This is a genomic window from Streptomyces sp. NPDC031111 (genome assembly GCF_055570675.1).
Genome location: NZ_JBVIGS010000011.1, coordinates 41,325 through 62,573 on the forward strand (window position 1 = coordinate 41,325; position 21,249 = coordinate 62,573).

17 protein-coding genes are annotated in these 21,249 nt (G+C 71.1%); 6 read left to right on the plus strand and 11 right to left on the minus strand.

Annotated elements, in window-relative coordinates; all coding sequences use genetic code 11:
• Positions 1–29 precede the first annotated feature (29 nt).
• From tpiA to uvrC, 8 genes are all read right to left on the minus strand, one after another.
• On the minus strand, positions 30–806 hold the full coding sequence (tpiA, locus tag ACZ470_RS22780; protein WP_468429806.1) for a triose-phosphate isomerase: 777 nt from the start codon (positions 804–806) through the stop codon (positions 30–32).
• Between the two features lie 5 nt (positions 807–811).
• On the minus strand, positions 812–2,023 hold the full coding sequence (locus tag ACZ470_RS22785) for a phosphoglycerate kinase (protein ID WP_468429807.1): 1,212 nt from the start codon (positions 2,021–2,023) through the stop codon (positions 812–814).
• A 145-nt stretch (positions 2,024–2,168) separates the two neighbouring features.
• Entirely contained in the window at positions 2,169–3,176 is a 1,008-nt protein-coding gene (gene gap / locus ACZ470_RS22790; RefSeq protein WP_468429809.1) for a type I glyceraldehyde-3-phosphate dehydrogenase, read from the minus strand.
• A 227-nt stretch (positions 3,177–3,403) separates the two neighbouring features.
• Positions 3,404–6,358: a M14 family metallopeptidase gene (locus ACZ470_RS22795; RefSeq protein ID WP_468429810.1), complete on the minus strand. Its 2,955-nt coding sequence runs from the start codon at positions 6,356–6,358 to the stop codon at positions 3,404–3,406.
• Positions 6,359–6,504: 146 nt separating this feature from the next.
• A complete protein-coding gene (gene whiA / locus ACZ470_RS22800) occupies positions 6,505–7,494 on the minus strand; it encodes a DNA-binding protein WhiA (protein ID WP_468429812.1) in 990 nt (329 codons plus the stop codon).
• The gene (locus ACZ470_RS22805; protein WP_468429813.1) at positions 7,485–8,552 is read right to left on the minus strand and encodes a gluconeogenesis factor YvcK family protein; all 1,068 of its coding nucleotides are present in this window, start codon (positions 8,550–8,552) and stop codon (positions 7,485–7,487) included. The genes whiA and ACZ470_RS22805 overlap by 10 nt, the downstream gene beginning before the upstream one ends.
• Positions 8,549–9,553 (minus strand): RNase adapter RapZ, encoded by a 1,005-nt coding sequence (rapZ, locus tag ACZ470_RS22810; RefSeq protein ID WP_468429815.1) that lies wholly within the window; start codon positions 9,551–9,553, stop codon positions 8,549–8,551. Before rapZ ends, ACZ470_RS22805 begins: the two co-directional genes overlap by 4 nt.
• Positions 9,550–11,637, minus strand: coding sequence for an excinuclease ABC subunit UvrC (gene uvrC / locus ACZ470_RS22815; protein WP_468429816.1), 2,088 nt, complete (start codon positions 11,635–11,637; stop codon positions 9,550–9,552). Before uvrC ends, rapZ begins: the two co-directional genes overlap by 4 nt.
• A gap of 170 nt (positions 11,638–11,807) precedes the next feature.
• Here uvrC and ACZ470_RS22820 point away from each other — a divergent pair, with 170 nt between their 5' ends.
• Both ACZ470_RS22820 and ACZ470_RS22825 read left to right on the plus strand, forming a co-directional pair.
• Positions 11,808–11,975, plus strand: coding sequence for a hypothetical protein (locus ACZ470_RS22820; protein ID WP_468429818.1), 168 nt, complete (start codon positions 11,808–11,810; stop codon positions 11,973–11,975).
• Between the two features lie 194 nt (positions 11,976–12,169).
• Positions 12,170–13,117: a hypothetical protein gene (locus tag ACZ470_RS22825; protein ID WP_468429820.1), complete on the plus strand. Its 948-nt coding sequence runs from the start codon at positions 12,170–12,172 to the stop codon at positions 13,115–13,117.
• 5 nt (positions 13,118–13,122) lie between these two features.
• On the opposite strand, the gene ACZ470_RS22830 is transcribed toward ACZ470_RS22825, so the two are convergent.
• Positions 13,123–13,542 (minus strand): Rieske (2Fe-2S) protein, encoded by a 420-nt coding sequence (locus ACZ470_RS22830; protein WP_468429822.1) that lies wholly within the window; start codon positions 13,540–13,542, stop codon positions 13,123–13,125.
• A gap of 328 nt (positions 13,543–13,870) precedes the next feature.
• On the opposite strand from ACZ470_RS22830, the gene ACZ470_RS22835 reads away from it, so the two are divergent.
• Together ACZ470_RS22835 and ACZ470_RS22840 are read left to right on the plus strand one after the other, a co-directional pair.
• The gene (locus ACZ470_RS22835; RefSeq protein ID WP_468429824.1) at positions 13,871–14,995 is read left to right on the plus strand and encodes a LacI family DNA-binding transcriptional regulator; all 1,125 of its coding nucleotides are present in this window, start codon (positions 13,871–13,873) and stop codon (positions 14,993–14,995) included.
• The gene (locus tag ACZ470_RS22840; RefSeq protein WP_468429825.1) at positions 14,976–15,893 is read left to right on the plus strand and encodes a carbohydrate kinase family protein; all 918 of its coding nucleotides are present in this window, start codon (positions 14,976–14,978) and stop codon (positions 15,891–15,893) included. The genes ACZ470_RS22835 and ACZ470_RS22840 overlap by 20 nt, the downstream gene beginning before the upstream one ends.
• 65 nt (positions 15,894–15,958) lie before the next feature.
• Here ACZ470_RS22840 and uvrA read toward each other — a convergent pair whose 3' ends face one another.
• The gene (gene uvrA / locus ACZ470_RS22845) at positions 15,959–18,982 is read right to left on the minus strand and encodes an excinuclease ABC subunit UvrA (RefSeq protein WP_468429827.1); all 3,024 of its coding nucleotides are present in this window, start codon (positions 18,980–18,982) and stop codon (positions 15,959–15,961) included.
• A 223-nt stretch (positions 18,983–19,205) separates the two neighbouring features.
• Between uvrA and ACZ470_RS22850 the strand changes: the two genes are divergently transcribed.
• Both ACZ470_RS22850 and ACZ470_RS22855 read left to right on the plus strand, forming a co-directional pair.
• Positions 19,206–19,895, plus strand: a complete 690-nt coding sequence (locus ACZ470_RS22850) for a maleylpyruvate isomerase family mycothiol-dependent enzyme (RefSeq protein WP_468429828.1) — start codon at positions 19,206–19,208, stop codon at positions 19,893–19,895.
• Positions 19,896–19,934: 39 nt separating this feature from the next.
• Positions 19,935–20,591: an MBL fold metallo-hydrolase gene (locus ACZ470_RS22855; RefSeq protein ID WP_468429830.1), complete on the plus strand. Its 657-nt coding sequence runs from the start codon at positions 19,935–19,937 to the stop codon at positions 20,589–20,591.
• A gap of 6 nt (positions 20,592–20,597) precedes the next feature.
• Here the strand turns inward: ACZ470_RS22855 and aroQ are convergent, their stop codons facing one another.
• On the minus strand, positions 20,598–21,071 hold the full coding sequence (gene aroQ / locus ACZ470_RS22860; protein ID WP_468429832.1) for a type II 3-dehydroquinate dehydratase: 474 nt from the start codon (positions 21,069–21,071) through the stop codon (positions 20,598–20,600).
• Between the last annotated feature and the right edge of the window lie 178 nt (positions 21,072–21,249).

A 21,249-nucleotide genomic window follows, 5' to 3' on the forward strand; every position in this document is an offset into this window, starting at 1 on the left:
GGGTACGACGGATCGCCGCTAGCGCATACTCACTGGTCGCGGAAACGAACGATCTTGACGAACTCGTCGGCGTCCAGCGAGGCGCCGCCGACCAGGGCGCCGTCGATGTCGGCCTGCGCCATGATCTCGGCGACGTTGCCGGACTTGACCGAGCCGCCGTACTGGATGCGGACCTTGTCGGCCAGCTCCTGCGAGTACAGCTCGGCGATCTTGCCGCGGATGGCGGCGCAGACCTCCTGGGCGTCCTCGGCGCCGCAGACCTTGCCGGTGCCGATGGCCCAGACGGGCTCATAGGCGATCACGATCGTCTCGGCCTGCTCGGCCGGGAGGTCCTTCAGACCGCCCTCGACCTGGGCGAGGGTGTGGGCAACGTGGTTGCCCGCCTCGCGGACCTCCAGCTCCTCGCCGACGCACAGGATGGGGGTGATGCCGTGCTTGTAGGCGGCCTTCACCTTGGCGTTCACGAGCTCGTCGGTCTCGCCGTGGTACTGGCGGCGCTCGGAGTGCCCGATCGCCACGAACGTGCACTTCAGCTTGGCCAGCATCGGGCCGGAGATCTCACCGGTGTAGGCACCGCCGTCGTGCGCGGAGATGTCCTGGGCGCCGTACATGATCCGCAGCTTGTCGCCGTCGACCAGGGTCTGTACGGAGCGCAGGTCGGTGAAGGGCGGCAGGACGGCGACCTCGACGGCCTCGTAGTCCTTGTCGGCCAGGGCGAAGGCGAGCTTCTGGACGTGGGCGATGGCCTCGAGGTGGTTGAGGTTCATCTTCCAGTTGCCCGCCATCAGCGGCGTGCGGGTGGTCATTGAGGTCAGTCCTCCAGTGCGGCGAGGCCGGGGAGCGTCTTGCCCTCGAGGTATTCGAGGGAGGCGCCGCCGCCGGTCGAGATGTGGCCGAATGCGTTCTCGTCGAATCCGAGCGTACGGACGGCCGCGGCGGAGTCGCCGCCGCCGACCACGGTGAAGCCCGGGGAGTCGATGAGGGCCTGGGCGACCGCCTTGGTGCCCTCGGCGTAGTCGGGGTGCTCGAAGACGCCCATGGGGCCGTTCCAGAAGACGGTGGCGGCGTCGGCGAGCTTCGAGGCGTACAGCTTGCGGGTTTCCGGACCGATGTCCAGGCCCTGCTGGTCGGCCGGGATGGCGTCCGCGGCGACGGTGGTGGGGTGGGTGGCGGCCTTGGCCTTCATGTCGGGGAACTCGCCGGAGACCAGCGTGTCGACCGGCAGGACCAGCTCGACGCCGTTCTTCTCGGCGCGCTCCAGGTACTCCTGGACGACCGGGATCTGGTCCTCCTGGAGCAGGGAGCCGCCGATCTCGTACCCCTTGGCCTTGAGGAAGGTGTACGCCATGCCACCGCCGATGAGGAGCCGGTCGGCCTTGCCGAGCAGCTCGTCGATGACGGCGAGCTTGTCGGAGACCTTGGCGCCGCCGAGGGCGACGACGTAGGGCCGCTGGACGTCGTCGGTGAGCTTCTTCAGGACGCCGACCTCGGTGGCGATGAGGTGACCGGCGTAGTGCGGCAGCCGCGCCGGGAGGTCGAAGACCGAGGCGTGCTTGCGGTGCACCGCGCCGAAGCCGTCGCCGACGTAGCGGTCGGCGAGGGCGGCGAGCCGGTCGGCGAAGGCGGCGCGCTCGGCGTCGTCCTTGCTGGTCTCGCCGGCGTTGAAGCGGAGGTTCTCGATGACGGCGACCTGTCCGTCGGCGAGGCCGGCGACGGTGGCGGTGGCGGACTCGCCGACGGTGTCGGTCGCGAACGCCACGTCGGCGCCGAGGAGTTCGCCGAGCCGCGTGGCGGCCGGGGCGAGCGAGAAGGCCGGGTCCGGGGCGCCCTTGGGGCGGCCCAGGTGCGAGGCGACGACCACGCGGGCGCCCGCGTCGGCGAGGGCCTTGACGGTGGGCAGCACGGCGCGGATACGGCCGTCGTCGGTGATGGTGGTGCCGTCCAGCGGCACGTTGAGGTCGGCGCGGACGAAGACCCGCCGGCCCGCGACCCCTTCGGAGAGGAGTTCGTCGATCGTCTTCATGGGGGCTCCCTGGTAGAGCTCGTGTTCGCTCGTGATCGCTCGTGATCGAAAGAGGGCGACTGTTCCGATACGTGCGTCAGGGCTCGGACAGCGCGTTGCCGCACCGGCCGAGCCCTGCACTCATATCAGGCTGCCCGCTCCGCGATCAGAGCTGGTCGCCCACGAAGACCGTCAGGTCGACGAGGCGGTTGCTGTAGCCCCACTCGTTGTCGTACCAGCCGATGACCTTCACGTTCTTGCCCTCCTGGACCATGGTCAGGGAGGAGTCGAAGGTGCAGGACGCCGGGGCGTTGACGATGTCGGAGGAGACGATCGGGTCCTCGGTGTACTCCAGGAGGCCCTTGAGCTCGCCCTCCGCGGCCTTCTGGAAGGCGGCGTTGACCTCTTCCTTGGTGACCTCGCGGCCGAGCTCGACGACCAGGTCGGTGACCGAGCCGGTGGGGACCGGGACGCGCATCGCGATGCCGTCCAGCTTGCCCTTCAGCTGCGGGAGCACCAGGGCGGTGGCCTTCGCGGCACCGGTGGTGGTCGGGATGATGTTCTCGGCGGCGGCACGGGCGCGGCGCAGGTCCTTGTGCGGGAAGTCCAGGATGCGCTGGTCGTTCGTGTACGCGTGCACCGTGGTCATCAGACCCTTGACGATGCCGAAGTTCTCGTCGAGGACCTTCGCCATCGGCGCCACACAGTTGGTGGTGCAGGAGGCGTTGGAGATGACGTGGTGGTTCGCCGGGTCGTACTTGTCGTGGTTGACGCCCATCACGATGGTGATGTCCTCGTCCTTGGCCGGGGCCGAGATGAGGACCTTCTTCGCACCGCCCGCGATGTGCTTCGCGGCGTCTTCCTTCTTGGTGAAGATGCCGGTCGACTCGATGACGATGTCGACGCCCAGCTCGCCCCACGGGATGTCGGCGGGGTTGCGCTCGGAGAGCACCTTGATCGTCCTGCCGTCGACGGTGATCGTGTCGGCGGTGTGCGAGACCTCCTGCTTGAGGCGGCCCAGGATGGTGTCGTACTTCAGGAGGTGCGCAGTGGTCGCCGTGTCACCCAGGTCGTTGACGGCCACGATCTCGATGTCGGCGCCCTGTTCCAGCAGTGCGCGGAAGTAGTTGCGACCGATGCGGCCAAACCCGTTGATGCCTACGCGGATCGTCACGAACCGATCTCCTCGTTGGTACGCCGGCTCTAGTCGCCGGCGAGCTGTATTTGGGATGTCCCCGACCACTGTCGACCCTACCTCTCCGGGGCCCCGGCCGTGACATCGAGTTGCCCCATACCCGGCAGGGCGGTCCGTACCCGTCAGTAGGGTGCGGACCGCCCGGGCCGATGGCCTGTTTTCACTCCATTTCGCTACGGATCGTCAGTGTGCGTTGACATCCGGTGTCACCCGTCGAGGGCGGCCAGCGCCTTCCTCAGCAGCGCGGACCGGTCGGCCGCGGAGGTCAGGTGCTCCAGGCCGAAGCCCAGCAGCACGGTGTCCTCGGTGGTGACCGCCCCGTGGGTCCGGAAGAGCTCTCCGGTGCGCGTCCAGTCCTTCGGCACGGCCGGGCTGCCGGTGGGCGGCCCGGACACCTGCCAGGCGCCCAGCGAGCTCTCGAAGCCCTCGGTGTCGGCCGCGGTGCCGCCGACCACGAGCGAGGCCTCGTCGGCGAGGACGCCGTGGCCGCCGCTGCCCGGGTCGGTGACGTAGGCGAGGGAGACCTCGACCGTCTTCCCGGCATAGGCGCTCAGATCGAACTCCACCTGCCGCCAGCCGCCGGAGGACCCGGTGAGGCTGTTCCAGGAACCGGTGCTGCCGGTCGCGGCGCAGCCGTCGTCGGAGAGGGTCAGGTAGTGCTCCAACCAGGGGTGCCCGCCGATGTAGAACCCGGCCGCGCACTCGCTGGGGACGGTGGTGCCGGTCGCGCCGCCGGCCTCGGGCAGGGTCGTCCAGTCGTCGGCGCCGGTGGTGTGCGCCTCGACGATGACGTTGTCATAGCCCGGCTCGGTGTCCCACAGCAGCTGGGTGCGCAGGGTGGGCCGCTCGGCCGCGGTGACCCCGGTGAGGTCGACGGTGCGGGTGAGGCGCTTGTAGCCGTCGTCGGTGTGCACGGCGGCCGCCATGTAGGAGCCGGCGTAGGGCCCGTACGGGTTGACCGTGCCGGGGTACTGTCCGGCGCCGGCGCTCGCGAACTGCGGGTACCGCTCGGCGGGCAGCTCGTCGGAGGTGACTCCGTAGGTGCCGGCCTCGTCCAGCGGGTTGCCGGGCGCCTCGCCCAGCGGCCCGGCGAAGCCGTTCAGGCCGCCGGCGCCGGTGAACGCCGTGGCCCCCGGGGTCGAGGTGCGTGAGTAGGCGCCCAGGTAGTACTGGCTGAAGTCGTCGGAGAGGGCGCCGCCGCCGAGGTCGACGCTGCCGCCGGCCTGCTCGCCCGCCTCGATCAGCCGACCGCCCTCGTTGAGGAAGGCCCGCAGCTGGAGCTGGGTGGCGATGCCCGGCGTGCCGGCGCCGGTGTAGTGGACAGCCGTGTCGAAGTGGCTCAGCACGCCGAGCGCGTCCGGGGCGCCCCGTTCGGCGACGTCCCAGACCGCCGCGCGGCGGCCGTTGGCCCTGAGCGCGTCCGCGTACTTCTGGGCCTGTGTGGCCTTCGCGCCCTCCTCGGCGACGACGAGGACGTCCGCGCGGGGCCGCTCGGCCACCGTGTAGGTGAAGTGGTCGCTGGAGACGTTCCGGCCCCCGCGGGTCTCACCGGTGAACCACACCTCGACCTCGTCGCCGGGCTCTCCGTGCCGCACCTTGGCCCGGTACTCGTCGAAGTAGAGGTTGTCCTCGCCGCCGTACCGCTCGCCGCCCTTCCAGGGCCTGAGGTCCACGTCGTGCGTACGGCCGCCGTTGACGCGGTACTTGAGCTCCTTGTCGCGCACGGCCTTGCGGACGACGACGGAGACCTCCTGGTCGGCGCCGCGCGCGTACGACGTGCCGAAGGCCGCCGGCGTGAAGTCCGCGGCGTCCAGGCCGACCGAGGAGGACGGCTGGTCCGGATGGGAGGCCGACTCCGCGACGGAGAGTGCGAACGGGATGTTCTTGGCGAACTCCTGCTGGATCAGCTTCTCGTCGTCGGGGAAGTTGAAGCCGGACCGGCAGTCGCTCGCGTTCCACTCGTCGTCGGGGTCGAGGTCGGACACGGTCTGGCAGGTCGACATCTCGGGGGTGAACATCGCCATGCCGTTGACGTTGGCCGCGTGGCCGTCGGCCTCACCGTTCGTGGTGTACAGCTCGGAGGAGAGCTGCGGGTGGTAGCCGGGGATGGCGGAGTTGCCGGGCGTGCCGGCGAGGGCCTTGTAGAGGACGTCGTCCGGGGTGGGGGTGGCCACCTGCCAGCCGACGCCGTAGAGGAGGAGTTCGGCCGCGGAGTGGTAGTTGATGCCGTAGGTGAAGCCGATGCGCTTCTGGAAGGCGTCGATGGCCTTGGTCTCGGGCTCGGAGCCGGGGCTCGCGCCGCGGTAGGTCTGGCTGGTGGGGTTGGGGGACGAGCCCTCGTCGTCGTAGCCCCACTTGTAGGGGAAGTTGCGGTTGAGGTCGACGCCGTCGCCGGTGCCGATGGCCCCGTCGCCGTTGACGTCCCGCAGGTTCTTGCGCCACAGGCGGTTGTCGTCGTCGGCGAAGGTGTGGTCGTAGCCGTCGGGGTTGGCGGAGAGGACGAACCACAGCTCGGTGGTGTCGACGATCCTCTTGATCCGCTTGTCCGTCCGGTACTCGTCCAGGTAGTGGTGCATCAGCCGCCGGGTCATCTCCGGCGTGATCCACTCGCGCGCGTGCTGGTTGGACAGGTAGAGGACGGCCGGCCGGGAACCGTCCTTGCTCTTCCTGGCCTGCTTGGTGAGCTTGAGGGCGAGGATGTCCTTGCCCTGGACGGTCCTGCCGATGGAGACGACCTTCGTGAGGTCGGGGTGGTCCCGCGCGGTGCGCAGGATCTCCTCCCGGAGGCCGCCCTCTCCGCTGTACGGGCGGAACACGCCCTCGGCGGCGTCCTCGACGCGGCTCTCCGCCCGCGCGGAGATCGTGTGCTCGGTGAGGTCGATGCCCTGTTTCTCCAGCTTGTCGGCCTGTCCCTCGGTGAGGTAGACCTCGACGGTGGCCGTGCCCCTGTCGGGCACCCGCTCGCCGAGTTCGTGGCCGTCCTGCCCCGCCGCCAGCAGCAGGGATACCTGCGCCTTGGTGACGTCGGCTCGGAAGACCTTGACCTCGTCGGTGTCGGAGGCAGCGGGGTTTCCGGGTTGTGCCTGGGCGATGGGTGCGAAGCCCGCTCCGCCGATCAGGAGCGTGCCGACAGCGAGGATCGATCTCGCTCTGTGTCTCATGAGCCCCCCTGGGAGTGGTCCGCCACAGCGGCGAACAGATGCCAGGCTCATGACACAACATGATCGAGTCAAGGGCGCCGCCACGACACGCGAAGACCGGCGCCGGTCACCCAAGTGGGCGCCGACGCCGGTCCCCTGATCGTCCGTCAGACCATGAGCTTGTCGTCCAGCTCCTCGCCGAGGTTGGCCTCCGTGCCCGGGATGCCGAGGTCGGCGGCGCGCTTGTCGGCCATCGCCAGCAGCCGGCGGATGCGGCCGGCCACGGCGTCCTTGGTGAGCGGCGGGTCGGCGAGCGCCCCCAGCTCCTCCAGGGAGGCCTGCTTGTGCTCCATGCGCAGCCGGCCGGCCGCGGCGAGGTGCTCGGGGACGTCGTCGCCGAGGATCTCCAGGGCGCGCTGCACGCGGGCGCCGGCCGCGACGGCCGCGCGGGCGGAGCGGCGCAGGTTGGCGTCGTCGAAGTTGGCCAGCCGGTTCGCCGTGGCGCGGACCTCGCGGCGCATCCGGCGCTCCTCCCAGGCCAGCACCGACTCGTGCGCGCCGAGCCGGGTGAGCAGCGCGCCGATCGCGTCGCCGTCGCGGACCACGACCCGGTCCACGCCCCGCACCTCGCGCGCCTTGGCGGCGATGGACAGCCGGCGGGCGGCGCCGACCAGCGCGAGCGCGGCCTCCGGGCCGGGGCAGGTGACCTCCAGGGAGGAGGAACGGCCGGGCTCGGTGAGCGAGCCGTGGGCCAGGAAGGCGCCCCGCCAGGCCGCCTCGGCGTCGCACGTGGCCCCCGAGACAACCTGCGGGGGCAGACCGCGGATCGGGCGGCCTCGGCCGTCCACCAGGCCGGTCTGGCGGGCCAGCTGGTCACCGCCCGCGACCACCCGGACGACGTAGCGGGAGCCGCGGCGCAGCCCGCCCGGGGCCATCACGATCAGCTCGGAGCTGTGCCCGAAGATCTCCAGGATGTCCCGCTTGAGACGGCGGGCCGCCATCGCGGTGTCCAGCTCCGCCTCGATCACGATGCGCCCGCTCACCAGGTGGAGGCCGCCGGCGAACCGCAGGATGGCGGAGACCTCCGCCTTTCTGCAGCAGGTCCGGGTGACGGGGAGCCGGGAGATCTCGTCCTTCACCGCTGCCGTCATCGCCATGGGCCGATCCTTCCATGCATCCGAAAAATACGGTCGTACGCGGCGGCCAACAGCTCCGGGTCGTGCCGGGGGCTTCCGTCGGGCCGGGCCACCGGCGCCAGCTCGACCGCGGCGCCGAACCGCTTGGCGGCGTCGGTCAGCGAATCGCGGTCGGGCACGGCGGCCTCGTCGGCCAGCACCACGTCCAGGGCGAGTTTAGGGGCGTGTCGTCCCAAAACCTCCAAATGACGCTGCGGGGAGAAGCCCTCGGTTTCTCCTGGCTGCGGGGCGAGGTTAAGGGAGAGTACCCGGCGCGCCTTGGTCTCGATGAGGGCGTCCAGCAGTTCCGGCACGAGCAGGTGCGGGATGACCGAGGAGAACCAGGAGCCGGGACCGAGCACCACCCAGTCGGCGTCGAGGACCGCCGCGACCGCCTCGGGGACGGCGGGCGGGTCGTTCGGCACGAGGTGCACGGACTGCACCTCGCCCGGGGTGAGGGCGACGGTGGCCTGTCCGCGGACGGTGCCGACCTCGTCGGGCCGCTCGGGGTCGTGCCCCTTGACCAGGGCCTGGAGCTCCAGCGGCACGGCGGACATGGGCAGCACGCGCCCGTGCGCGCCGAGCAGCCGGCCCACCAGGTCCAGCGCCTGGACGTGGTCGCCGAGCTGTTCCCACAGGGCGACGATCAGCAGATTGCCGACCGCGTGCTCGTGCAGATCGCCCTGGGACTGGAAGCGGTGCTGGATGACGCGGGCCCAGGTCTGGCCCCAGTCGTCGTCGCCGCACAGCGCGGCCAGGGCCTTGCGCAGGTCACCGGGCGGCAGCACGCCCAGTTCGTCGCGCAGGCGCCCACTGGAGCCGCCGTCGTCGGCCACGGTGACGACGGCGGTGAGGTCGCCGGTGATCCGGCGCAGCGCGGCGAGCGAGGCGGACAGGCCCATGCCGCCGCCGAGGGCGACCACCTTGGGCTGGGCGCCCCTGCGGCGCGGTCTCGCGCCGCGGGTCTCGGCCGGCCGGCCGGAGCGCCCCTCGGGGACGGCTCTGCGCAGCCGGCTCAGCCGCGGAGTACGTCGTGTCATTCCCGTCCCATGTCCCGGTGGACCACCACCGTCTCCACGCCCTCGGCGGCGAGCCGGGCGGCGAGCTTCTCCGACATGGCGACCGAGCGGTGCTTGCCGCCGGTGCAGCCGACGGCGATGGTCACATAGCGCTTGCCCTCACGGCGGTAGCCCGCGGCGACCAGCCGCAGCAGCTCGGCGTACCGGTCGAGGAACTCCTTGGCGCCGGGCTGGTTGAAGACGTACGACGCCACCTCCTCGTTGAGGCCGGTGTAGGGGCGCAGCTCCGGGACCCAGTGCGGGTTGGGCAGGAACCGCATGTCCACGACCAGGTCGGCGTCGACCGGGAGGCCGTACTTGAAGCCGAAGGACATGACGGTGGCCCGCAGCTCGGGCTCCTCCTCGCCGGCGAACTGGGCGTCCATCTTGGCCCGCAGCTCGTGCACGTTGAGGCTGGAGGTGTCGATCACCAGGTCGGCGTCGCCGCGCAGCTCGCGCAGCAGCTCCCGCTCGGCGGCGATGCCGTCGACGATCCGGCCGTCGCCCTGGAGGGGGTGCGGGCGGCGCACCGACTCGAAGCGGCGCACCAGGGCCTCGTCGGAGGACTCCAGGAAGACCGTCCGCCGGGTGACGCCCCGCGAGTCGAGGTCGGCGAGGGACTCGCGGAGGTTGTCGAAGAAGCGCCGGCCTCGGACGTCGACGACGACCGCGATCCGCGCCACGTTGCCCTGGGAGCGCGCGCCGAGCTCCACCATGGTGGGGATCAGCGCGGGCGGCAGGTTGTCCACGACGAACCAGCCCAGGTCCTCCAGACATTTCGCGGCCGTCGAGCGGCCGGCCCCGGACATGCCGGAGATGATCACCAGCTCGGGGATGGCCGCCTCGGACACCCCGGCCTTGTCGTTGCCCGTCTTCACCTGTGCTCCGTCGTCCTGGCGGGCGCCCTGGCCGGTGTCCTCGCCGCCGGTCCGCTGCTGTGTCTCGTCCCGCTCCGTCGCGGGTCCTGTCTCGTGCTCGGTCATCGTTCCTGCCCCCGTCGTTCGTCCGGGGCACCCGTGGACACGGGCTCCCCGGGAGAACCCGTCGTCTGCCCGGGTTCTTCCATGTCATCCATGATCTCGCCCGTCGCCGTGTTCACGGCGGGGGCGGCGGGTGCCGCCTGGGCGAGGGCCGCGACGATGGTCTCGGCCGTTTTGCGGCCTATGCCCGGAACATCGCAGATCTGGTCGATTGTCGCCGATCGCAGCTTCTTCACCGAACCGAAATGCTTGATCAACGCCTGTTTGCGGGTCTCCCCGAGGCCGGGCACGTCGTCCAGAGGGCTGGACCGGAAGCGTTTGGCGCGCTTGGCGCGCTGGTAGGTGATCGCGAACCGGTGCGCCTCGTCACGGACCCGCTGGAGCAGGTAGAGGCCCTCACTGGTGCGGGGCAGCACCACCGGGTCGTCGTCGCCCGGCAGCCAGACCTCCTCCAGCCGCTTGGCGAGGCCGCAGACGGCGATGTCGTCGATGCCCAGCTCGTCCAGCGCCCGCTGGGCCGCCGCGACCTGCGGCGCGCCGCCGTCGACGACGACGAGCTGCGGCGGATAGGCGAAGCGCCGGGGACGGCCGTCGTCCTCGGTGAGGGTGCTCGCGGGCGGCTCGGCGAGGCCTCCGGCGGGTCCCTCGGTGCCGGGCTCCTCGCCGTCGGTCCACTCCCCCGTGCGCTCCTTCTCGGCGAGGTAGCGGCGGAAGCGGCGGGTGATCACCTCGTGCATGGACCGGACGTCGTCCTGCCCGGCGAAGCCCTTGATCTGGAAGCGGCGGTACTCACTCTTGCGGGCCAGTCCGTCCTCGAAGACGACCATGGAGGCCACCACGTCGTCGCCCTGGAGGTGCGAGATGTCGTAGCACTCGATCCTGAGCGGGGCGCTGTCCAGGTCCAGGGCGTCGGTGATCTCCTCCAGCGCACGCGAGCGCGTGGTCAGATCGGAGGCGCGCTTGGTCTTGTGCAGCACGAGCGCCTGCTGGGCGTTGCGCTCCACGGTCTCCATCAGGGCCTTCTTGTCCCCGCGCTGCGGGATGCGCAGGGAGACGCCGGAGCCGCGCCGCTCAGTGAGCCACTGCTGGACCGGCTCCACCGGGTCGGGCAGGGCGGGGACCAGGACCTCCCGGGGGACCGCGTCGCCGGTCTCCTCGCCGTAGAGCTGCTGAAGGGCGTGCTCGACCAGGGCGCCGGTGGTGATCTCCTCGACCTTGTCGGTGACCCAGCCGCGCTGGCCGCGCACCCGTCCGCCGCGGACGTGGAAGATCTGGACGGCCGCCTCCAGCTCGTCCTCGGCGACCGCGATCAGATCGGCGTCGGTCGCGTCCGCGAGCACGACCGCGTTCTTCTCCATGGCCTTCTTCAGGGCCCCGATGTCGTCGCGCAGGCGGGCGGCCCGCTCGTACTCCATCTCCTCGGCCGCCTCCGTCATCTGCTTCTCCAGACGGCGGAGGTAGGTGCCCGTGCGGCCGGCCATGAAGTCGCAGAACTCCTCGGCCAGTTCACGGTGGTCCTCGGCGGAGATGCGCTCCACGCAGGGCGCCGAGCACTTGCCGATGTAGCCGAGCAGGCAGGGGCGGCCGGTGCGCGCGGCGTTCTTGAAGACCCCGGCCGAGCAGGTGCGCACCGGGAAGACGCGCAGCAGCAGGTCCACGGTGTCGCGGATCGCCCACGCGTGCGCGTACGGGCCGAAGTACTTCACACCCTTCTTCTTGTGACCGCGCATCACCTGCACGCGCGGGAACTCCTCGTTCATCGTCACCGCGAGGTACGGGTAGCTCTTGTCGTCGCGGTACTTGACGTTGAACCGGGGGTCGTACTCCTTGATCCAGGAGTACTCCAGCTGGAGTGCCTCGACCTCCGTGGACACCACCGTCCACTCCACGGACGCGGCCGTGGTGACCATGGAGCGGGTGCGCGGGTGCAGCCCGGCCAGGTCCTGGAAGTAGTTCGCCAGGCGCTGGCGCAGGCTCTTCGCCTTTCCGACGTAGATCACCCGGCGGTGCTCGTCGCGGAACCGGTAGACCCCCGGCGAGTCGGGGATCTCACCCGGTTTGGGGCGGTAGCTGGAGGGGTCGGCCATGTCTCACACCCTACTGGCGGGGACCGACACCGCGGCGGGCCTGTGGACGCACGGTCCCCGGCCGGGCCCGGATGGGTTACGGCGAGCGGGAAGCGGGAAGGTGGGGGTTCCGTCCCTCGGGCGAGCGGCGGACGGTCATGAGGACGGTCACGACTCGGAGGGCTGGACGGATGCGACGGACGCGGATCGAGAAACCACGACGGCCGGCCCGGACCCGCCGGTACGCGGACGAGACGTACGGGCTCACCGAGTCCCTCGACCCGCGCGACCCCGACATCGTGCGCGCCAAGCGGCCGCGCGCGCACTTCGCGGACCGGGGCGGAACCGGCACGGCCTGAACGCCGGCGCGCGCCGCTGTTGGGCCTCAGGTGTTGTCGGGACTTGGTCAACACGCTTCAATGCGGGGGAACTCGGGGCCGTGAACGACGGCGTACGGATGTGAAGATCCGCCGCGCCGCCGGGGGGCGGCCTCGGGGTGACCCGCGCGAAACGGTCTGACCAGCCGTTGTGGACTTCACAGAAAGGCCCCTGCATGCCGCACGCCACACCGCACGCGGACGTCCCCACCGCGCAACTGGACTCGGTCCTGCGCGGCGGCCCCTTCCACGTCGCCCTGCGGGCGGCGATCGCCGCGCGCGGGCTGCCGCTCCAGCGGGTGCAGCACCATCTGTCGCGCCACGGCGTGAAGGTCGGCGTCACCAGTCTGAGTTACTGGCAGCAGGGCGCCCGCCGCCCGCAGCGCCCGGAGTCGCTGCGCGCCGTACGGGCACTGGAGGAGATACTCCAACTGCCGGAGGAGTCCCTGATCCGGCTGCTCGCCCAGTCGGAGGAGCGCGCGGCGGCCCGGCACTCCCCCGGGCGGTCCTACCGCTCCCTCGTCGAGGCCTCGGGCGTACGGGAGCGGCTGCTGGCCGAATTCGGCACCCCGCGCGACGGCGGACTGCACACCCTGGGACACCACGAGCGGGTGCGCATCGGGGCGCGCCGCGAACTGGCGGAGCGCGAGTCGCACCACATCGTGCGCGCCCACCGGGAGGGCGTCGACCGCTATGTGGCCTTCCACCACGGCGACCCCGGCTCGGCGCCGGAGCGGATGACCGTGCACGCGCTGGAGAACTGCCGCACCGGGCGCGTCCGTTGGCACCACGAGACCGGGGTGCTCGCGGCCGAGCTGCTCTTCGACACCCGGCTGCGGACCGGCGACACCTTCCTCTTCCGCTACGCCGTCGAGGACGGCACGGCCGGGGTGGCACGCGAGTACGTGCGCGGGGCGGACACCCCCGGGGGCCAGTACGCGCTCCAGGTGTGCTTCGACTCCGGGGTGCTCCCGGTGCGCTGCCACCGGTTCACCCAGCATTCGGCGGCGGCACCGCGCGGGGGCCACCAGGAGCTGACGGTGAGCGGACGGCACCGCTCGGTGCATCTGGTGGAGCCGCGTGTGCGGTCGGGTTATGTGGGGATCGCCTGGGAGTGGGAGTGACCTGATCAGGTCTGCGGCTTGGCGATCAGCTTGCCGTTCCTCACCTCGACGGCGAGCGGCTTCAGGGGGGCCACGGCCGGCTCGCGCAGCACCTTGCCGGTGGTGGCGTCGAACTCGCTGCCGTGGCACGGACAGATCAGCTTCGTGCCGTCGAGCTTGTTGATGGGGCACCCCGCGTGCGTGCAGACGGTGTTGTACGCCTTGAGCGTGCCGTCCCCGCTCCGGCTGACCACGACGTTGTGGTCGCGGTAGAGCTTCGCACCGTCCTCCGCGACCTCGCTCTCGGGACCGAGCTCGACGGGCTCCGTCAGCGGGGCGGACGCCTCCTCGGCACCCTTGCACGCGGTGAGCCCCAGCCCGGCGACGGGGGTGAGGGCCGCACCCCGCAGAACGGTACGACGACTCGCGACGGGTCGGGCGGACATGAGGGCTCCACTGGTGGGACAACACGACGGGCTTCACCAGGGACGATACCGGGGCTGATCACCCCGGGTACGGGCGGGGCCGCCGCGCTCTCCGCGGGCAGCCGCCTGGCGCGTTCTCCGCGGGCAGTCGTGCCGCTGGGGCGGCACGGGTGGGCGCGACGGCACCCCGCAAGCGCCGGGCCGCGCAGACACCCCCCGGCCCGCACCAGCGCACCAACGCAGCCGCGCAAACGTATGCGTAAACGCTTGCGCAAGCGTTTACGCCACCCCCGGAATGGGATACGGTCCGGACCCAGTGACACGCACCGGCGTCGAAGGAGCAGCTCCCATGGCAACCATGGCGGACGTGGCCCGCACCGCCGGAGTCTCCGTCGCGACCGTCTCCCATGTCCTGAACGACACCCGCCCCGTGCTCCCCCACACCCGCCAGGCCGTCCTGGACGCCGTCGAGGAGCTCGGCTACACCCCGAACACCCTGGCCCGCTCCCTGGTGACGTCCCGGACCCGCTCGATCGGCCTGGCGGTCTCCGCGATCAGCAACCCGTACTTCACGGAGATCCTCCAGGGCGTGGAGTCCGCCGCCCTGGAGCACGGCTACAGCCTCCTCATCGCCGATCCGCACGACGACCCGGAACACGAGCGGAAGGTCGTCCAGCTGCTGCACGAGCGCCGCGTGGAGGGCATGATCGTCGCGCCCTCCCCACGGCCGGGCGAACTGCTCGCCTACCTCGGGCGCCATCGGGTGCCGGCCGTGTTCCTGGACCGGCTGGTCGACATGCCCGGGAACAGCGAGGGGCCGCGCTTCGACCAGGTCTGCGCCGAGAGCACGGAACCCACGGCCCGGCTGGTGACGCATCTCGCCGGTCTCGGTCACCGTCGCATCGGCCTGGTCGCGGGTCTGGCGGGGCTCAGCACGACCGCCGAGCGGATCACCGGGTACCGGCACGGTCTGGCGGCCTCCGGACTGCCGTACGACGAACGGCTCCTGGTGCACGGCGACTCCGAGTCGGAGGGCGCCGAACGCGCCACGGGCGGTCTGCTGTCCCTCGGTTCGCGTCCCACCGCGCTGGTCACCGCCAACAACGCCATGACGATCGGCGCGCTGCGTGCCCTGCGGGCGCACGGTCTGTCGGTGCCCGGGGACATGGCGCTGTGCTGTTTCGACGACTTCGCCTGGGCGGACCTGTTCTCGCCCCGCCTCACGGCGATCGCCCAGCCGAGCCGGGACATCGGTGCCCGGGCCGTGCGGGTGCTCCTGGAGCGCCTCGCCGAGCCTGACCGTCCCGCGCGGACCGAACGGCTGCCGTGCGCGTTCGTGCACCGCACGTCCTGCGGCTGTCCGGAGACACCGGAGCGGCCCACTCGGCCCCCACAACCCGAGCATCCCGAGCATCCCGAGCATCCCGAGCAGCAGTCCGAGAAAGGATCCCCTCGTGATCGTCGTAGCCGGTGAGGCACTGATCGACCTGGTACCGCGCGGCGCGGGTGCGCTCGCGGCGCTGACGCCGGCGCTCGGCGGCGGCCCCTTCAACACGGCGGTGGCGCTGGGCCGGCTCGGCTCCCCCACCGCCTTCTGCTCCCGGGTGTCGCGGGACGCCTTCGGTGAGGCGCTGCTGGACCGGCTCCGGGAGACGGGCGTGGACGTCTCGCCGGTGCTGCGCGGTGACGAGCCGACGACGCTGGCCGTCGCCACGGTCGGCGGGGACGGTTCGGCGGCGTACTCCTTCTACGTGGAGGGGACCGCGGACAGGCTGTTCACCGCCCCCGAGGCGTTGCCGGCGGGCACCCGCGCGGTGTCCTTCGGAACCTGCTCGCTCGTGCTGGAGCCGGGCGCGACCGCGTACGAGGGGCTGATGCGGACCGCCTCCGCGCGGGGCGTGTTCACGGCGCTGGATCCCAACATCCGCGCGGGGCTCATCGCCGACCCGGACGCCTACCGGGCCCGGTTCAGGAGCTGGCTGCCGTCGGTGTCGCTTCTCAAGCTGTCCGCGGAGGACGCGGAGTGGCTCGGCGGGTCCCCGAAGGAGTGGCTGGCGGCCGGTCCGGCGGCGGTCGTGGTCACTCGGGGCGGGGACGGGCTGACGGTGTTCACCCGTGAGGGCGGCGAGTACTCGGTCCCGGGTGAGCGGGTCGAGGTGGTGGACACGATCGGCGCCGGTGACACGGTGAACGCGGCGCTGCTGCACGGTCTCGCCGCCCGGGACGCACTCGATGACGCTGGCGTGGCCGCGCTGGGTGCCGAGGGCTGGGCCGGCCTGCTCGGCTTCGCGGCGCACGCGGCGGCGATCACCTGTTCACGCGCGGGCGCGGAGCCGCCGTACGCCCATGAGCTGGAGCCGGAGGGCGTCTGACGCACGCACGCGCCGTGCCGCACGGGGTCTCCCCCCGCGGCACGGCGCGTGTCGGTGCGGGCCGGTCAGGACTTGGTCGCCCGCGTCGTCTTCTTCGCGGCGGTCCTGGTGGTCTTGGCGGCCGTCTTCCCGGCGGCGGTGCCGCCGACCGCCTTGGTGGCCGTCTTCCTCGCGGTGCTCCTGGAGGCGACCGTCTTCTTCGCGGCCGTCTTGCGCGGCGCACGCACCTGGGCTCCGTCGCTGATCCGCTCCGCGCCGAGGATCTCCCTCAGGAACTTGCCGGTGTGGCTGGCCGGAACGCCCGCGACCTCCTCGGGCGTGCCCTCGGCGACGACCAGACCGCCGCCGGAACCGCCCTCGGGGCCCATGTCGACGACCCAGTCGGCGGTCTTGATCACGTCGAGGTTGTGCTCGATCACGATGACCGTGTTGCCCTTGTCGACCAGGCCGGACAGGACCTTCAGCAGCTTGCTGATGTCCTCGAAGTGCAGACCGGTGGTGGGCTCGTCCAGGACGTAGACCGTGCGGCCGGTGGAGCGCTTCTGAAGCTCGCTGGCGAGCTTCACGCGCTGCGCCTCACCGCCGGACAGGGTGGTCGCGGACTGGCCGAGCCGGACGTAGCCGAGACCGACGTCGTTGAGCGTCCTGAGGTGACGGGAGATGGCCGGGACGGCTTCGAAGAAGTTCATGGCCTCTTCGATCGGCATGTTCAGGACGTCGGCGATGGACTTGCCCTTGTAGTGGACCTCCAGGGTCTCCCGGTTGTAGCGGGCGCCGTGGCACACCTCGCACGGGACGTACACGTCCGGGAGGAAGTTCATCTCGATCTTGATGGTGCCGTCGCCCGCGCAGTTCTCGCAGCGGCCGCCCTTGACGTTGAAGGAGAAGCGGCCCGGCATGTAGCCGCGGACCTTCGCCTCCGTCGTCTCGGCGAACAGCTTGCGGACGTGGTCGAAGACACCGGTGTACGTCGCCGGGTTGGAGCGCGGGGTGCGGCCGATGGGCGACTGGTCGACGTGGACGACCTTGTCGACGAGGTCGTCGCCGTCCACGCGCGTGTGCCGGCCGGGGACGCTCCGGGCGCCGTTCAGCTCGCGCGCCAGGTGGGTGTACAGGATGTCGTTGACCAGCGTGGACTTGCCGGAGCCGGACACACCCGTGACCGCAGTGAACACGCCCAGCGGGAAGGACACGTCGATGTCCTGGAGGTTGTTCTCCCGGGCGCCGTGCACCGTGAGCCGGCGCGACGGGTCGTGCGGGCGGCGGATGTCGGGCAGCGGGATGGCCTTCTTGCCGGCCAGGTACTGGCCGGTCTGCGACTCGGCGTTGGCCAGCAGCTCCTTCAGGGAGCCGCTGTGCACGACCTTGCCGCCGTGCTCACCGGCGCCGGGACCGATGTCGACGATCCAGTCGGCGACCTTGATGGTGTCCTCGTCGTGCTCGACGACGATGAGCGTGTTGCCCATGTCGCGCAGCCGGACGAGGGTCTCGATCAGCCGGTGGTTGTCCCGCTGGTGGAGACCGATGGACGGCTCGTCGAGCACGTAGAGCACGCCGACGAGTCCGGAGCCGATCTGGGTGGCCAGGCGGATGCGCTGGGCCTCGCCGCCGGAGAGGGTGCCCGCCGCGCGGTTCAGCGAGAGGTAGTCCAGGCCGACGTCGACCAGGAACCTCAGCCGCTCGTTGACCTCCTTGAGCACGCGCTCGGCGATCTTCTTGTCGCGGGCGGTGAGCTTCAGCTCGCCCAGGAAGTCCGCGCAGTCGCTGATGGACATCGCGGAGACCTCGGCGATGGACCTGCCCATGACCGTGACCGCGAGGACGACCGGCTTGAGGCGGGTGCCCTCGCACGAGGGGCAGGGCACCTCGCGCATGTAGCCCTCGAAGCGCTCCCGGCTGGCGTCGCTCTCGGCCTCGCTGTGCCGGCGCTTGACGAACGGGACGGCGCCCTCGAAGGCCGTGGTGTACCGGCGCTCGCGGCCGTAGCGGTTGCGGTAGCGGACCTCGACCTGGGTCTTGTGGCCGTGCAGCAGGGCCTTCTTGGCGCGCTGCGGCAGTCCCGCGAACGGGATGTCGGTGCGGAAGCCCAGCGCGTCCGCGAGGGCGCCGATCAGACGGTCGAAGTAGTCCTTGGTGTGGCCGTGCGACCACGGGTGGATGGCGCCCTCGTCCAGGCTCTTGTCCGGGTCGGGGACGATCAGCTCGGGGTCGACCTCCATACGCGTGCCGATGCCGGTGCACTCGGGGCAGGCGCCGAAGGGCGAGTTGAAGGAGAAGGAGCGGGGCTCGAGCTCCTCGAAGGACAGGTCGTCGTACGGGCAGTACAGGTGCTCGGAGAACATGCGCTCGCGCTCGGGGTCGTCCTCGGGGAGGTCGACGAAGTCGAGCACGACCATGCCGCCGGACAGTCCGAGGGCGGTCTCCACGGAGTCGGTGAGGCGGCGCTTGGCGCTGTCCTTGACGGTGAGGCGGTCGACGACCACCTCGATGGTGTGCTTCTCCTGCTTCTTCAGCGTGGGCGGGTTGGAGAGCTGGACGGTCTCGCCGTCCACCCGCGCGCGGGAGTAGCCCTTGGTCTGGAGGTCGGAGAAGAGGTCGACGAACTCGCCCTTGCGCTCGCGCACCAGCGGGGACAGCACCTGGAAGCGGCTCCCCTCCGGGAGCTCCAGGACCCTGTCGACGATGGCCTGCGGCGACTGGCGGGAGATCGGCCGGGAGCACTCGGGACAGTGCGGCTTGCCGATGCGCGCGAAGAGCAGACGCAGGTAGTCGTAGACCTCGGTGATGGTGCCGACCGTGGAGCGCGGGTTGCGGGAGGTCGACTTCTGGTCGATGGAGACCGCCGGGGACAGGCCCTCGATGAAGTCGACGTCCGGCTTGTCCATCTGGCCGAGGAACTGCCGGGCGTACGAGGAGAGCGACTCCACGTAGCGCCGCTGTCCCTCGGCGAAGATCGTGTCGAAGGCCAGCGAGGACTTGCCCGACCCCGACAGGCCCGTGAAGACGATGAGCGAGTCGCGCGGGAGATCGAGCGAGACGTTCTTGAGGTTGTGCTCGCGCGCTCCACGGACGATGAGACGGTCGGCCACGCCGGTCCGCACCTTTCTTGAGAGAAGTGACAGGGGCGGGGCCCCCGTCTTTCTCAGACTAGGGGGAGCCACTGACAACGCCGGTTCGGATTCACGGGTTGTCAACAATCCCCGGCTCTCCAGCATGCCCGACGCCGCACACGACCTTATAGCACGTGCATTCGATTTAACGCCGGGCTTCACCACCTTCACCCGATGGTGTGACGGGGCTAGGGTCAGCACCATGATTGATCACGCTGATGACCTGGCGTCTGTACAAGCAGCGACCGAGCGGCTGCTCAGCGCGGTCGCCGCCCTGGACAACGCGGCTGTGACCCAGTTGTCACGCCTCCCCGGCTGGACCCGCGGCCATGTGCTGGCCCACCTGGCCCGCAACGCCGACGCCCTGGTGAACGTCCTCGAGGGCCGCCCCATGTACGTCTCCGGCGAGGCCCGGGACGCCGACATCGAGCGGGACGCGCCGCGCCCCCTCGACACGCACCTCACCGACCTGCGCGAGAGCGCCGAGCGCTTCCGCGCGGTGGGCGCGGCACCGGCGGACTGGTCGCGCACGGTGGAGCTGCGCAACGGCGTCACGGACCGCGCGGAGCGCGTGCCGTTCCGGCGCTGGGTCGAGGTGGAGCTACACCACGTGGACCTCGGGATCGGCTACGAGCTGGAGGATCTGCCGGCGGAGTTCACGGACCGGGAGATCGACTTCCTCGCGGAGCGGTTCGCCGGTCACCGGGACGTACCCGCGACCACCCTGGCCACCGCGGACGGCCGCGGCTGGACGACCGGCGGCGGGGCGGACGGCGGCCCGGTCGCGGTCGAGGGGACGGCCGCCGATCTGCTCGGCTGGCTGGCGGGCCGCCGGGACGGCGGCTCCCTGACGGTGAAGGGCGGCGACCTCCCGTCGCTTCCGCCGCTGTAGCACCTGTCCGGCGCGGGTTCCCGCTATAGGCTGACGGTCATGACGTACAGCGGTCGGGTGACGGTCGGCGGCCCAGCCGACGTGCACGAACTCAAGGACCTGATGATCACCAAGGTCGCGGTCGGCCCCATGGACAACAACGCCTATCTGCTGCGTTGCCGGGCCACCGACGAGCAGTTGCTGATCGACGCGGCCAACGACGCGGAGACCCTGCTGGGGACGATCGGTGACGACGGCATCGCGTCCGTCGTCACCACCCACCGGCACGGCGACCACTGGCAGGCGCTCGCCCAGGTCGTCGCGGCCACCGGCGCCCGCACCCACGCGGGCCGGGAGGACGCCGAGGGCATCCCGGTGCCGACGGACGTCCCGGTCGACGACGGCGACACCATCCGCGTGGGCCGGGTGGAACTCACCGCCCGCCATCTGGTCGGGCACACGCCCGGCTCGATCGCCCTCGTCTACGACGACCCCCATGGACACCCGCATGTGTTCACCGGGGACTGCCTGTTCCCGGGCGGTGTGGGCAACACCCACAAGGACCCGAAGGCGTTCGCCAGTCTGATCCATGACGTCGAGACCAAGATCTTCGACGTCCTGCCGGACGAGACATGGGTCTATCCCGGGCACGGCAACGACACCACCCTGGGCGCCGAACGCCCGCATCTGCCGGAGTGGCGCGCACGGGGCTGGTGAACGGGCCTACGCCTCGGCCAGCCCCGGGCCGGCCAGCGCGGCGATCCGCTCCACCGCGAACACATATCCCTGCACCCCGCATCCCGCGATGACCCCGTCGGCACGCAGGGAGACGTAGGAGTGGTGCCGGAAGGACTCGCGCCGGTGGATGTTGGAGATGTGGACCTCCACCACGGGCAGACCGTCACAGGTGTTGAGGGCATCCAGGATCGCCACGGAGGTGTGCGAGTAGGCACCGGGGTTGATGACGATCCCGCAGTGGTTCGACCGCGCCTCGTGGATCCAGTCCACCAACTGGCCCTCGTGGTTGGACTGACGCAGATCCACCGTGCCGTTGTGCGCGGCGGCCGCCTTGGCGCACATCGTCTCCACGTCGGCGAGCGTGTCGGAGCCGTAGATCTCCGGCTGGCGCTGCCCGAGCAGGTTCAGGTTGGGGCCGTTGAGGATCATGATGGGGGCGTTGGCCAGATTGCGGGGCACGGTTCCTCCGGTCCGTCGGGGTGGGGCGGTTCCCGCGGGAACCGCTGCTCGGACCCGGTCTATCACGGGTCCACCACACGGCCGTTCGGCCCCGGCCTCCCGGCAGGGGCCGCCCGAAGACCTGCTTCTTCGGGCGGCCCCACAGCCCCGAGGAGTACGCGGCCCGCCTGGTCACCCT